This is a genomic window from Mixta gaviniae, from assembly GCF_002953195.1.
Taxonomy (GTDB): domain Bacteria; phylum Pseudomonadota; class Gammaproteobacteria; order Enterobacterales; family Enterobacteriaceae; genus Mixta; species Mixta gaviniae.
The window spans coordinates 1,919,018-1,932,525 of sequence record NZ_CP026377.1 but is presented as its reverse complement, the minus strand read 5'-3'; the positions used below and the strand labels follow the sequence as shown (position 1 = coordinate 1,932,525).

General features: G+C 59.7%; 12 protein-coding genes and 1 pseudogene. 9 read left to right on the top strand and 4 right to left on the bottom strand.

What is annotated here, in order from left to right:
* Positions 1-163 precede the first annotated feature (163 nt).
* Positions 164-2,122, top strand: coding sequence for a methyl-accepting chemotaxis protein (locus tag C2E15_RS09035; RefSeq protein WP_104957070.1), 1,959 nt, complete (start codon positions 164-166; stop codon positions 2,120-2,122).
* A gap of 27 nt (positions 2,123-2,149) precedes the next feature.
* Here C2E15_RS09035 and C2E15_RS09030 read toward each other — a convergent pair whose 3' ends face one another.
* Positions 2,150-2,350 (bottom strand): hypothetical protein, encoded by a 201-nt coding sequence (locus tag C2E15_RS09030; RefSeq protein WP_104957069.1) that lies wholly within the window; start codon positions 2,348-2,350, stop codon positions 2,150-2,152.
* A gap of 240 nt (positions 2,351-2,590) precedes the next feature.
* On the opposite strand from C2E15_RS09030, the gene C2E15_RS21655 reads away from it, so the two are divergent.
* The 6 genes and pseudogenes from C2E15_RS21655 (at position 2,591) to C2E15_RS09005 (ending at position 6,577) form a co-directional block, all read left to right on the top strand.
* Positions 2,591-2,758 (top strand): hypothetical protein, encoded by a 168-nt coding sequence (locus C2E15_RS21655; RefSeq protein ID WP_167391850.1) that lies wholly within the window; start codon positions 2,591-2,593, stop codon positions 2,756-2,758.
* Between the two features lie 386 nt (positions 2,759-3,144).
* Positions 3,145-3,731 (top strand): annotated as a pseudogene (locus tag C2E15_RS09025) (YceI family protein).
* 171 nt (positions 3,732-3,902) lie between these two features.
* Positions 3,903-4,679: an MBL fold metallo-hydrolase gene (locus C2E15_RS09020; RefSeq protein ID WP_104957068.1), complete on the top strand. Its 777-nt coding sequence runs from the start codon at positions 3,903-3,905 to the stop codon at positions 4,677-4,679.
* Positions 4,680-4,796: 117 nt separating this feature from the next.
* Complete coding sequence (locus tag C2E15_RS09015; protein WP_104957067.1) at positions 4,797-5,804, top strand: GlxA family transcriptional regulator; 1,008 nt, start codon at positions 4,797-4,799, stop codon at positions 5,802-5,804.
* Positions 5,805-5,877: 73 nt separating this feature from the next.
* A complete protein-coding gene (locus C2E15_RS09010; RefSeq protein ID WP_425438033.1) occupies positions 5,878-6,201 on the top strand; it encodes a hypothetical protein in 324 nt (107 codons plus the stop codon).
* 154 nt (positions 6,202-6,355) lie between these two features.
* Positions 6,356-6,577, top strand: a complete 222-nt coding sequence (locus C2E15_RS09005) for a hypothetical protein (protein WP_104957066.1) — start codon at positions 6,356-6,358, stop codon at positions 6,575-6,577.
* Between the two features lie 63 nt (positions 6,578-6,640).
* On the opposite strand, the gene C2E15_RS09000 is transcribed toward C2E15_RS09005, so the two are convergent.
* Entirely contained in the window at positions 6,641-7,915 is a 1,275-nt protein-coding gene (locus C2E15_RS09000; protein ID WP_104957065.1) for a Glu/Leu/Phe/Val family dehydrogenase, read from the bottom strand.
* 571 nt (positions 7,916-8,486) lie between these two features.
* Here C2E15_RS09000 and C2E15_RS08995 point away from each other — a divergent pair.
* Entirely contained in the window at positions 8,487-9,938 is a 1,452-nt protein-coding gene (locus tag C2E15_RS08995; RefSeq protein WP_104957064.1) for an amino acid permease, read from the top strand.
* Positions 9,939-9,999: 61 nt separating this feature from the next.
* Here C2E15_RS08995 and ahr read toward each other — a convergent pair whose 3' ends face one another.
* Positions 10,000-11,019 (bottom strand): NADPH-dependent aldehyde reductase Ahr, encoded by a 1,020-nt coding sequence (gene ahr / locus C2E15_RS08990; protein WP_167391914.1) that lies wholly within the window; start codon positions 11,017-11,019, stop codon positions 10,000-10,002.
* Positions 11,020-11,294: 275 nt separating this feature from the next.
* Between ahr and C2E15_RS08985 the strand changes: the two genes are divergently transcribed.
* Positions 11,295-12,866, top strand: coding sequence for an ABC transporter substrate-binding protein (locus C2E15_RS08985; protein WP_104957062.1), 1,572 nt, complete (start codon positions 11,295-11,297; stop codon positions 12,864-12,866).
* 37 nt (positions 12,867-12,903) lie between these two features.
* Here the strand turns inward: C2E15_RS08985 and C2E15_RS08980 are convergent, their stop codons facing one another.
* Positions 12,904-13,401, bottom strand: a complete 498-nt coding sequence (locus C2E15_RS08980; RefSeq protein ID WP_104957061.1) for a thioredoxin family protein — start codon at positions 13,399-13,401, stop codon at positions 12,904-12,906.
* Positions 13,402-13,508 lie beyond the last annotated feature (107 nt).

Here is a 13,508-nt window from a genome sequence, read left to right as displayed (position 1 = left end):
AGAACACTTTTACCCACGCCAATGCTTTACTTTATTATTGTGCCAGCGGCTGACAGTGACCGGCGCAAAATAAACGGCGTCGAATATTTTTTATTACACCAGGATTTGCTGCGTTAACGCAGTAATAAAACCGCACCATTATAAAAAGGTTCTTTTTTCCCTTATGTCATTAATGAATTCTCTTCGTGGTCTTACCGGACGCGGCTCCCCTGTAGCGACCGGTCTGTATGACGCACGCAATCTGCCGACAACACTCTCCGCCGTCGGGCTGAGCAGCCGGGGCGCCGGCATCCTGATGGTCTTTGTCCCACCCTACGCCGATTTCCAGCAGGTGAATCAGGCGTGGCAGCGCTTTGCCACGCCGCAGCGCACCGTGCTGGTGCTTTCTTCTAACGGTGCGCTGTGCAGCGGCGGCGCGCGCAGCACCTACTGCGACGGCGCCAGTCAGGAAGGCAGCTGGATGTGGCTGCCGAACAGCCTGATCGCCCAGCATGAGGTGCAGATTGTCGATCTGCACGTGCGTGACACTCATACTGCGCCGCAGCGTATTGCGGCGATCCAGCGCGAGCTAAACCAACTGCCGGTGCGCATGCCGCTGTCGGCCGACCGCACTTTCGCCATGATCTACTGCGACGGCCTCTCCGCCTCGGAAGGCTTTATGATGCAGGCCTGGTATAACTCCGGCCGCTTCCCCTGCCTGGCGACCGGCGGCGCCGCGGGCGGCACGCTCGATTTCGACGGCACCTGGATCGGCGTGAACGGCCAGACGCTGCAGGGCAAAGGGGTGATCCTGTTCTGTCGCATGGCAGAGGGCAAATCATTCGCGCCGTTTAAGAGCCAGAACTTTAACCCGCTGGATAAGAGCTGGCTGATCGCCGAAGCGGATCCGCTGGCGCGCACCGTTACCTCAGTATTCGATGCGCAGGGCGGCCAGCAAAATTTCCAGCAGGCGCTGGCGCAGTATCTGAAATGCTCGCCGCAGCAGTTGACGGAGCGGCTAAAGGGGCTGACCTTCGCCGTTAAGGTTAATAACGAATACTTTATTCGCTCCATCGCCAAAATCGGCGAAGAGAAGATTCACTTTTTCTGCGACCTGGAGTTCGGCGATCGTCTTTACCTGCTGGAAGAGACCGATTTTAAAGCCGCCACGCGCCACGACTGGCAGAAATTTATCGCCGCGCGCGGCAAACCGGCCGCCATCCTGATGAACGACTGCGTGCTGCGCCGCGTCGGCAACGCCGGCCAGCTGGATGACGCTCACTTCTTTAAAGGGCTGCCGGCGGCGGGCTTCTCCAGCTTCGGCGAGATTTTAGGCGTGCCGATTAACCAGACGCTATCGGCGCTGGTGTTTTTCAACCACGATACCCAGGCGATGACGCAGTTTCCGGTGGAGTACGCCGCCTACGCCAGCCACTACGCGCAACGCTCGCTGCGCCGCTGGGAAGCGCTGAACAGCATTCAGTCGAAGGTGCTGAACCAGGTGGTTGACTATCAGCAGGAGCTGGCGCCGCTGATGAAAGCGCTGCCGCTGCTGGAGAGCGCCACCACCAGCCAGAACGAGACGCTGGGGCTGGCTGAAAGCAGCATCCGCTCCATCAGCGATATCGCGCTGCAGAGCCAGCAGGCGCAGCATCGCCTGGGTCAGGGGCTGGACGAGCTGGAGCAGATTTCATCAGGCATCACCAAAATCACCAGCGGCATCGGCGATATCGCCTTCCAGACCAACCTGCTGTCGCTGAACGCGGCGGTGGAGGCGGCGCGCGCCGGCGAGGCGGGACGCGGCTTTGCGGTAGTTGCGGGCGAAGTGCGCCGGCTGGCGCAATCCTCTAAAGAGCAGGCGGATGCCACATCGAAAAATATCGGCGAAGCGGTAGACACCATTTCACGCATCCGCGCCGTTGCGGCGCATACGGTGGAAACCGCAACCAGCATGGCGCAGCGCAGCATTGACGCTGCCGATGCGATTGCGGCGATGGGCAGCAAAAACAGCCAGCAGCGCCAGAGCATTGCGGATAACCTGAGCCGTCTGCGTACGCTGACGGAAGGGATGGACGCCATGCAGGAGGCGGTAGAGCAGCTCAGCGTGCTGCAGCAGCTTTCCGCCAACAAGGGCCAGGCATAAGGCCAGGCGCTAAAATCGGGTCTCCGCTCAGGCGGAGACCTTGCTGATCTGCACAATCTCATCAAGACGATTTTGCATCTCTTTGACGTTACGGCGCAGGTTTTCATCCGCTTCGGTGGCGGTACTTCCTTTTCCGATCAGCGCAAAGCGGTAGCCAGGCTGCTCACAGCTGGCCCGATACTCGTAACTGCCGTCAGCCATTTGATGTTTCTCGATATTCAGATCCATTTTTCCCTCCTGTGGTTTCTTTAAATATAGCAAAAGTGAAAATCGCTGGCGGACCGCGCGCCGCGCGTGAAGCTCTCACTGGCCTTTTGCCAGCTGCGCTTTTTCCATGCCGCCCCCTTCCCTGCGCCGCTGCCGCAGGAAAAGCGCAGCGAAATGTCAGGAAAGCGAAAATCCGCCCGGCGCCTGGTTCAGCGCGCACGGTTTTATCTTAGAATCGCCGCCTCTTGCTGGAGGAGCGTGATGAAAAAACTGTTTATGGTGTTAACGGCGGCACTGCTGACCGCCTCATTGAGCGGCTGCGTCTGGTGGGGGCCTGGCTGGGGCGGACCGGGCGGCGGCGGACCTGGTGGTGGCGGGCCTGGCGGCGGTGGCGGCGGGCACTTCCACGGCGGCGGGCCGGGCCGCTAACCGGCGCGTCTGCGCTACCCGGCGGCGCAGGCTTTCCCGATCGCAAGGCGCAGCGTTGCCGTCCGGTAGCGCAGACTTTCCCGATCGCAAGGCGCAGCGTTGCCGTCCGGCGGTGCAGGCTTTCCCGATCGCAAGGCGCAGCGTTGCTGCGCTGTTGGCAGCGTCCGTGAAAAGGGGCGTGATGACTGTCCGCCGCTGACGACGCTCTGCCGGCCTGCGGCTAAGATCATCAGGCCGGCTTCTGTATCAATCGCGGCCGGCCTGTTTTTCCCTTCAGCCCATCATCATCAAATTATTTGATAATCAAAAACAATTATCTTTGCTTTCCGTTCCGGCCCGCAGCGACCACACTTAAATTCCTTTTTAGTCACTTCAGGATTGTTGTTATGTCGAGCATGAAAAAAATCGCCGCGCCGCTGGCGTTAAGCCTGGCCCTGTGGGCACAGTTCGGCCATGCCGCCGCGCAGACTTATCAGCTGAACCGGAACATACGTCAGTAGTGATGAGCTGGTCGCACTTTGGCTTCTCCCACCCTACCGCAGACATTTCCAACGCCTCCGGCACGCTGGTATTTGACAGCGCCAGCCCGGAAAAATCGAAGGTTGAAGTGACGCTGCCGATGGACACCCTCGACACCCACGTCGACGCGCTGAACAAAGAGTTTAAAGCAGGCGAATATTTCAATACCGGCACCTATCCGCAGGCGACTTTCCGCAGCACCCGCGTGATCAGCAAGGGCAACCAGCGTTATGACGTTCAGGGCGACCTGACCATCAAAGGCGTCACCAAACCGGTCACCCTGCACGCTACCCTGAACAAGCAGGGCGAACACCCGATGATGAAAAAGCAGGCGATCGGCTTTGACGCCACCGGCACCGTGAAACGGTCCGATTTCGGCCTAAAGCAGTATATTCCGGCCGTTAGCGATGAGATCACCTTGAATATCTCTACCGAAGCTTACGCCGATAAATAAGCGTATCAGCCCCGTTGCGGCGGGGCTGCTGCTGTAACCGCAACCGCGGTCAATTGACCCAATCCCATCGCTATTTGACTGCCAGGCTACTCACCTCCTTTTTGCGCTCTCCCTATACTGCTTTCATTCCGGCAGGCATCGCCTGCATCTCCCCTTTAACCGGAGTGAACAATGAAACTGACGCAAATCCGCAACGCCACGCTGCTGCTCGACTACGCCGGCGTAAAATTTTTAATCGATCCGATGCTGGCTGACAAAGAGGCCTGGGAAGGTTTTCCCGGCACCGCGCGTTCCCACCTGCGCAACCCGCGGGTGCCGCTCCCGCTGCCGATTGAAGCCTTACTGAATGTTGATGCCGTCATCGTGACCCACACCCATCGTGACCACTGGGATGAGGCGGCAGCGGCGCATATCGCCAAAGACCAGCTTATTTTCACCCAGCATAGTGCCGATGCCGGGCTGATCCGTGCGCAGGGTTTTAACAATGTTCGTGTCTTAGCGGAGCAGAATAGCGTTGCCGGCATCACGCTTATCAAAACCGATGGCCAGCACGGCAGCGATGAGGCCTACAGTATTCCGGAGATAGCGGCGTTTCTCGGCGACGCCTGCGGGCTGGTGTTCCGCCATGCGGATGAAAAAACGCTCTATATCGCGGGCGACACTATCTGGGTTCAGCCCTATATTGATAGCCTGAACGCCTGGCAGCCTGACGTGGTGGTCGTGAATGCCGGCTTTGCGCAGGTTGATAACATTGGCGCCATTATCATGGGCAAAGAGGATATACTGCGTACCCATCAGGCGCTGCCGCAGGCGACTATTGTGGCGTCGCATATGGAAGCGGTGAATCACTGTATTCTGAGCCGCGACGAGCTGCGCCAGTACGCCCGCGAAAACGGCCTTGAGGCCAGCCTGCGCATTCCGGCAGACGGCGAAAGCTGCCATTTCTGAGGCGCAAGCCGAACAGCATGCGTCAGCGCCTTTAACCCTACGCCGCAGCTGCGCCTGCGGCCGATCGTTTCTGCGCCCTTGCCTGCGCATCAGGCGATGCCACCAGAGGAAAGTCTTATGTCCGCGCCTGCCGTCGCCGTGATCGCCACTCCCGGCTTCAGCCCGTTTCACTTCTCGGTTCCCTGCATTATCTTCGGCCAGGCGATGCCGCAGCCGGCGCTGTTTCAGCTGCTTATCTGCGCGGAAAAAACCGGCGTGGTGCAGTCTGATATCGGCATGTCCGTCAGCGTCGAACGTGGGCTGGAGACGCTGGAGATCGCCGATATTGTTATCGTGCCGTACTGGCGTCATCCCGCTGAAAAACCGTCGCAAGCGCTGCTGGACGCGTTGGTCGCCGCCTATCGGCGCGGCGCGCAGGTGGTCGGCCTGTGTCTGGGAACCTATGTGCTGGCCTATGCCGGGCTGCTGGATAAGCGGCGCGCGGCAACGCACTGGGAGCTGGAGCGCGATTTTACAGAACGTTTCCCGGCCGTCCGGCTGGATACTAACGCGCTCTATATCCACGACAACCGGCTGATCACATCGGCGGGCACGGCCGCCGGCATCGATTGCTGCCTCTACCTGGTGCGTGAACACTACGGCAGCAGGGTGGCTAACCGCGTAGCCCGGCGTATGGTTATTGCGCCCTATCGCGAAGGCGGCCAGGCGCAGTTTATTGAACACCCGGTGCCGGAGAGTACGCGCGACGGTAAGATCAACGCGCTGCTGGACTACCTGCGCAGCCACCTTCAACAGCCGCACTCTCTCGATTCGCTGGCGCAACTGGTCAATATGAGCCGCCGCACCTTTACCCGCCACTTCATCAAGGCCACCGGACTGCCGGTAGGCGAATGGCTGAACGCGGAGCGTCTGCGGCGTAGTCAGGAGCTGCTGGAGACCACCGATCACAGCATTGAGACGGTGGCGCAGCTGGTCGGTTTTCAGTCGCCCGTTTCTTTCCGCCAGCGTTTCAAGGCGCGTTTCGCCGTGAGTCCCACCGAGTGGCGGCGGGCATTTCGCGGCGGCCGGTCCGATGCCGCGCATGCCCTTCCCGCACAACCCTCTTCCGGCCCTTCGCTGACGTAGTACAATAAAAAGGCCCGGCTTTTGCGGTTACAGGCCCGGCCCGCTTACCCTCTACGGCATCCAGGGAGTCATTTTGACCACAACAACCTTTATCCTGCGGCTTTCACGTCCCGTCAGCGCCGATATGCTGGACGATTTGCGCGCCGTGATCCCTTCAGAGGCCACACAGGTGTTTATTAACGCGCTGGATGAGGGGAGTTATACCAGCGTGGAGTGTTTGCAAAGCGACGACACCTGCGCGCTGGCGGCCTCCGCCATCGCCCTGTGGCGTCAGCTCGGCCATATCCACCACCTCACCTGGCGCCACGGCTGGGAGAGCGGCGACGCGACCGACGCCAGCCAGCAACAGCTTTTCCAGATGCTAAAAACCCCCGGCGCGATTATGCATATCACCTGACGCGCGGCGGGTTACAAGCGAAACGGTTAGCGGAATTTACATTTAATCACCCTTTCCACTGACGCAGATCAATATTGTCGTCTCAGGAAGGAGAAAAGATGTCCTTAAGCTAAATTTTATTAATGAATGCCTGAACAGGCTTAAGGAGAAAATCATGGGCCGCCTACACGTTACCGCGCTTGAATTTGCCCGCTACGCCGGCATCAAAGAGAGAGATTTAATCCGGGCGATCTGCAATCGCGGCGCCATTGAGGGGGTAGCGCTGCCGGAAGCGCTGAATCACGATCCGCTTCCGCGCCGTCTCTGGCTACGTGAAGATGTGGTGTTCTTTTCGCGGCGGCTGCGTGTCGTCAGAGCGCGTCGCTCGCATCACTGATGACGGCGCCCCTTACTGCTTAAAAAGCCACGCACGCAGGGCGCGCGCGTGGCCTGTCGCTTGTTAGCCCGGATAGATGCCGCGGTCTTTACGCGCCATCAGAATGCGCTCGCAGGCGACAATGTAGGCGGCGGTGCGCAGCGTACACTCTTTCTCCGCCGCTTTGTCCCAGACATGCACCATCGCTTCGGTCATGATCTTGTCCATGCGCGCATTGATCTCTTCTTCGCTCCAGAAGAAGCTCGCCATATCCTGCACCCACTCGAAGTAGCTGACCGTCACCCCGCCGGCGTTGCAGATAACGTCCGGCACGACGGTAATGCCGCGCGCCTTCAGAATATCATCCGCGTCAGGATAGGTTGGGCCGTTCGCGCCTTCCAGCACCAGCTTGCAGCTTAGCTTCTCGGCGCGCTCGCGGGTGATCTGCCCTTCCAGCGCCGCCGGGATCAGGATATCCATCTCGGTGGTCCAGAAAGCGTCGCTGTCGATGTTCTGCGCGCCCGGGAAGCCGGCGATCTGTTTGTGGCTGTTCTGCCACTCGCTGAGCGCATGCAGGTCGATACCGTCGGCATTAAACAGCGTGGCGGTATGGTCCTGAATCACCACCACGCGCGCACCCGCTTCGGCGAACAGGCGAGCGGCTTCACTGCCGACGTTGCCGAAGCCCTGCACGGCGATTTTCGCCCCTTCGATCTCAATGCCGGCGCGCCCCGCCACTTCACGGCCGGTAACGAATACGCCGCGGCCGGTCGCTTTTTCACGTCCCAGCGAGCCGCCGAGATGGATAGGCTTGCCGGTCACCACGCCGGTGATGGTGGTGCCGTGGTTCATGGAGTAGGTATCCATCATCCACGCCATCACTTTGCCGTTGGTGCCGACATCTGGCGCCGGGATATCGCGCTGCGGCCCAATGATCAGGCCGATTTCGCTGGTGTAGCGACGCGTCAAACGCTCCAGCTCGCTGTCGGAGAGCGAGAAAGGATCGACGCGGATGCCGCCCTTCGCCCCGCCGTACGGCAGGTTGACGGCGGCGCATTTAATGGTCATCCATGCGGAGAGGGCCATCACTTCATTCAGGTCCACGTCAGGATGGTAGCGAATGCCGCCCTTACCCGGACCCCGTGAAAGATTGTGCTGAACGCGGAAGCCTTCGAAGTGGCGAATGGTGCCGTCGTCCATCTGCAGGGGGATATCAACGATCAGCGCGCGTTTCGGATGGCGCAGCGTATCGATCCAGCGCGACAGCTCGCCCAGGTAAGGGGCGACGCGGTCGATTTGCTGAAGGTAGGTGTTCCAGGCCGATGTACCGCTTTCTGACGCGTAAGATAGCTTTTCCATAACAAACCTTTTTGAACAAAGTTATTTATATTGTTAAACCGTGGAAATGACCCGCATATCACTATGCGGTGATGAATTTATCATTAATTATCGTCTGCGGATTTGCCGGCGACGCGGAAAAATTTGTTTTTGCGTAAAGCAATCGCAACAGAGGTGAATAATTAGTTACTTTTCAGCTTCGCCATAGGCGCTCCGTTTTTATGCATTTTTTATTCACTATTTATGCATAAAAAAATTTTTCTTGAATTTTCAGAACCTTGAAAGTGATCAAAAAGTTAATTTTTCGTTACTCCGACCGGTTGACAATGTAAATTCCGACGGCCAGCATTGAAGCTATCCGGGGCGGATGTCACCGACAATTTTGCCCAACGTCAGGAGGAGTTACGTTATTTCAATGAGTTGCATCTGCTATCAGCCGTAATGGGTTGTTTATCGCCTGTCATCGGGCCCGTCCGCCTTGCTTTCGACAGCTTTGCTGCGCCTGTTCCCTGCAATACATCAGGGAAGGTGATCTATTGCCCGATGAAAACCTCCATTCGCATCATGGTCAGACGTCAAAAAAGGAGATGCCATGACCGTAAAACACCCCTTGCGCCCCGCCGCTTCCGCCGCGCCAGCTGATGCACCGCAACAGCTGCATCGCGGCCTGAGTGAGCGGCATATCCAGCTGATTTCGCTGGGCGGCGCGATCGGCACCGGCCTGTTTATGGGCGCAGGCAAAACCATCGCCGTATCCGGCACCTCGATTTTGATCACCTACGTGGTGGTCGGATTTTTTATGTATATGGTGATGCGCGCCATGGGCGAACTGCTGCTCACCCGTATGGATTACCGCTCGTTCGCCGATTTCGTTTCCGACTATCTGGGGCCGAAAGCGAGCTTTTTTCTCGGCTGGTCCTACTGGCTGAGCTGGGTGGTCACCTGTATCGCTGATGTGGTGGTGTGCGGCGGCTATGTGCAGTACTGGCTGCCCGATCTCTCGCCCTGGATCCCGGCGCTGTTTACGCTGGCGCTGCTGTTTATGTTTAATCTGCTGTCGGTGAAGATGTTCGGCGAGGCGGAGTTCTGGTTCGCGATTATCAAGGTGATCGCCATTGTGGCGCTGATTCTGACCGGCATCTGGATGGTGGCATCCGGCTGGACTTCGCCGGACGGCGTGCGCGCCTCGACGAGCAACCTGACCGACCCGGAGGTGTTTATGCCGCACGGCGTGGTGGGCTTTTTCGCCGGCTTTCAGATAGCGATCTTCTCCTACACCGGCGTGGAGTTGCTCGGCACCATGACGGCGGAGACCAAAACGCCGGACAAAATTCTGCCGCGCGCCATCCGCGCCATTCCGCTGCGCATCATTATTTTCTACGTACTGTCGATGGTGGTGATCATCGCCGTCACCTCCTGGCCGCACGTCTCCGCTGAGACCAGCCCGTTCGTAACGCTGTTTGACAAAGCGGGCCTGCCCGCCGCCGCCGCGATGATCAACTTTGTTGCCCTCACCTCAGCGATGTCCTCCGCCAACAGCGGCGTCTATTCCAGCACCCGTATGCTGTATGGCTTATCGCTGGAGAAGCATGCCCATCGCCAGTTCCGCATTCTCTCCCGCGCCACGGCGATCCCGGTGCGCAGCCTGCTCTTCTCCTGCTTCTGCATGCTGAGCGGCACGCTGTTGCTGTTCCTGGTGCCCAACGTCATCACCCTGTTTACCATCGTCTCGACGCTGGCGGCGATTCTGGTGATCTACAGCTGGGGCATGATCCTGGTGGCCTATCTGGTTTACCGCAAACGGCGGCCCGATCTGCATCGTCGCTCGGTGTTTAAGATGCCGGGCGGCGTGGTGATGAGCTGGCTGAGCCTGCTGTTTTTCCTCTTTTCGCTGGTGATTATGGTTTTCGATCACGATACGCTGACCGCGCTGTGCGCCATGCCGATCTGGTTTGTGCTGCTGGCTATCTTCTGGCGGCTGAAGCTGCGCCGCCAGCGCGCGCGCCAGGCGCAGCAACGCTGGCAGGTCAGCCCCGACGCATAAGGCATAAAAAAAGCGGCGATGATCGCCGCTTTGTCGCCCGGTTATCGCCTGCTGCGACGGATTAGAAATCCGCTTTCAGCACCACGCGATAGTTGGCTTTACCGGCGCGCACGTGGTCCAGCGCCTCGTTGATTTTTGACATCGGGAAGTATTCCACTTTCGGCGCGATATCGGCGCGCGAAGCGAGGCGCAGCAGCGAGCGCAGCTGGCCCGGCGAACCGGTAGAGGAACCGGTAACCGCGCGGTCACCGAGGATCAGGCTAAAGGCGGAAACTTCAAACGGCTTCATCACCGCGCCGACGGTGTGGAAGTTGCCGCGCGGCGCCAGCGCCGCGAAGTACGGCTGCCAGTCGAGATCGACCGCCACGGTGCTGAGGATCAGATCGAACTGCCCCGCCAGCTGCTTCAGCGCTTCCGGGTCGCGGCTGTTCACCACATGATCCGCACCCATATCCAGAATCGACTGTTTCTTGGCCGGCGAGGAACTAAAGGCGGTCACTTCTGCGCCCATGGCGTGCAGAATTTTAATCGCGATATGACCCAGTCCGCCGATGCCGATCACGCCGACGCGGCTGGTGGCGGTGATGTTATGCATCAGCAGCGGTTTGAACACGGTGATGCCACCGCACAGCAGCGGGCCCGCCGTGGCCGGATCCAGTTTTTCCGGCAGCGGGATCACCCACTGCCAGTTAGCGCGCAGCTTCTCGGCGAAGCCGCCTTTGTTGGCGATGGTTGGCACGCTGCCGTTCAGACAGTTGACCTGGTCGCCATTGATGCAGGCGTCGCAATGTTCGCAGCTTTTGGCGGTCCAGCCGATGCCCACGCGTTGCCCGATAGCGAGGCCTTTGTTTTTGGCCGCGTCGCCCAGCGCGGAAACGCGCCCGATCACTTCATGGCCGGCGATCACCGGATATTGCGATACGCCCCATTCGTTATCGATCATCGACAGGTCGGAGTGGCAAACGCCGCAATATTCCACCTCGACTTCCACATCTTCGGCGCTCAGCGATTCCGCTTCATATTCGTATAAAGTCAGCGCCTGACCGGCTTCCATCGCTGCGTAACTCTTAATTTTCACTATTCACCTCAGATTGCGTTAGGAGATCCAGCAGAGAGTGTAGCAAAACCGTTGAGCGTAAGACTTTCCACATCATGCCACGGTTACTTTTCAGACAGTTACGCGTTCTGGCCGCGTTGGCGACGCCACTGCCCTGCAAGATGGTACGGGTGATGCCATGTATTCCTGGCGGCGGAAAGCGCAACGGCGCAAAAGCGGCAAAGCTCAGAACAAACCGGCATTTTGTCCGGCGCGGCGGGCGGCTAGAGTGGGCTCATCCCTCACTCAGGATCATAACGATGAAAAAACTGCTGTTAACGCTTGCGTTGCTGGCCGCCATGCCGGCGGCGCTGGCACAAACGCCGCACGATACGCTGGTGGTCGCCCTCCCGCTGGACGGCATTATCAGCCTCGACCCGGCGGAAAGCTTCGAAACCGTGAGCAATGGTAACCTGCGCAACGTTTACCAGACGCTGGTGGAGGCGGATCGGCAGACGCCGCAAAAGCTGGCGCCGCTGCTGGCGAGCAACTGGCAGCCCGGCAGCACGCCGCGCAGCCTGGTGTTTACCCTGCGCCCCGACGCCCGCTTCGCCAGCGGCAACCCGGTGACGCCGGAAGATGTGATTTTTTCGCTGACGCGCGCGGTGAAGCTGAATAAGGCGCCGGCCTTTATTCTGGCGGAGTTCGGCTGGACGCCGGAGAATATCGACACCCAGTTCAGCAAACTGGATGCGCATCGGCTGGAAATGCGCTGGCCCTCTTCGGTCGGCAGCGATCTGGCGCTGCGGCTGCTGACCGCGCCGGTCGGCTCCATCGTGGACAGCAAACTGGCGCTTCAGCACGCTCAGGGCGACGACAGCGGCAACGGCTGGCTGCGCAGCCATTCAGCAGGCAGCGGCGCCTTTGTGATTAGCCAGTATGCGCCACAGCAGGCGCTGGTGCTGGAGCGCAGCCGCTGGGCCAGCCCGCAGCCCGCGCTGAAGCGCGTACTGCTGAAAAACGTCGCCGACGCCGGATCGCGCCGCCTGCTGATCCAGCAGGGCGATGTCGATGTCGCCTATCAGCTCGGCGCCGATCAGATCGCCGCGCTGCAAAATGCCCCCGGCGTACGTATCGCCTCTTTTCCCTCCAGCCTGATCTACTACCTCGGTTTCAATACGCAGGATAAGCAGCAGCCTGCGCTCGGCAACCCGGGTCTGTGGCAGGCGGCGCGCTGGCTGGTGGATTACGATGCGCTGGCGCGGCAGCTGCTAAAGGGGCAGTACCAGGTGCATCAGAGCATTCTGCCGCGGGGGTTTGACGGCGCGCTGGAGACCACACCCTGGCACTATGACCTGAAAAAAGCGCAGGCGATCCTGCGCCAGGCGGGCATTCAACCCGGTACGCGCTTTTCGCTGACGGTGGTTAACCAGCCGCCCTATATCGACGTGGCGCAGGCGCTGCAGGCGAGCTTCGCCAAAGCGGATCTGCACATCGATCTGCAGCCGGTGCCGGAATCGGAGCTGTGGAGCAAAATGCGCGGCCGTCAGTTTCAGTCCATCTTCAGTTACTGGGGCGCGGACTATGTCGATCCTAACACCAACGCCAGCGCCTTCGCCTCCAACGTGCCGGGTGGCGGTAAAACGCTGGCGTGGCGCGTGGGCTGGGATATTCCGCAGCTGAGCGCCATCACGCGCGCAGCGGCGGCAGAAAACCATGTGGAGACACGTCGGGCGCTCTATCAGCAGCTGCAAACCAGGGTTCAGCAGAACTCGCCGTTTGTGGTGATGCTGCAGGGCGCGCAGCAGGTGGCGCTGCGCCAGACGCTGCGTGGCGCGCAGCAGAGCATTGGCGTTAGCCTGCTCTACTTTGATCAGGTGCGTAAAGAGTGAGGCGCGGCGGCGCAGCCGGCACGCCCTGCTGCCATCCTCAATGACCGGCGAGGATAGCGGTAATGTCGCTGATGGTCTCCGCCAGCAGATCGCCGCGACGGTAAGCCTCCAGCTGCGTTTCGTCGCCGTTCACTACCGACGCCGGACGTTCAATAAAGGTTCCCAGCGGCGTCGAACGCGCATCCAGTACCACGGCAAACGGAATCTTCACCTTGTCGACGTGCAGCAGTTCGGTAAAGGGCTGCGCCTCGTCGCGGGTGATAATCGCCATCTCCACGTTGGGCAGCCGCTGACAGAGCAACGCCAGCGGCGGGATATTGCGATGGCAATCGGGACACCACATCTCCGCCGCCACCAGCAGGCGAAAATGGCCTGTAAGCTGGCGCGCCGACGCAAGGGCGTTTTCTACCGCCCCGGTCTGGCTCTCCAGCAGCGCCTGCCAGCGACGCAGATCGGCGATCTGCTCCGGCGTGCCGGTGCTGATAAAGGCTTCACTCTCTTTGCCCTGTTTAAACAACGTATCGAATGTCGTCATGCTTTTCTCCAACGGAAAGATGGCCCGCTATGATAAAAGAAAGCGCCCGCCGACACACCTCTGTTACCCACGGAAGACGTATTTCTCTGCGTCCGGCCTGGCGACAG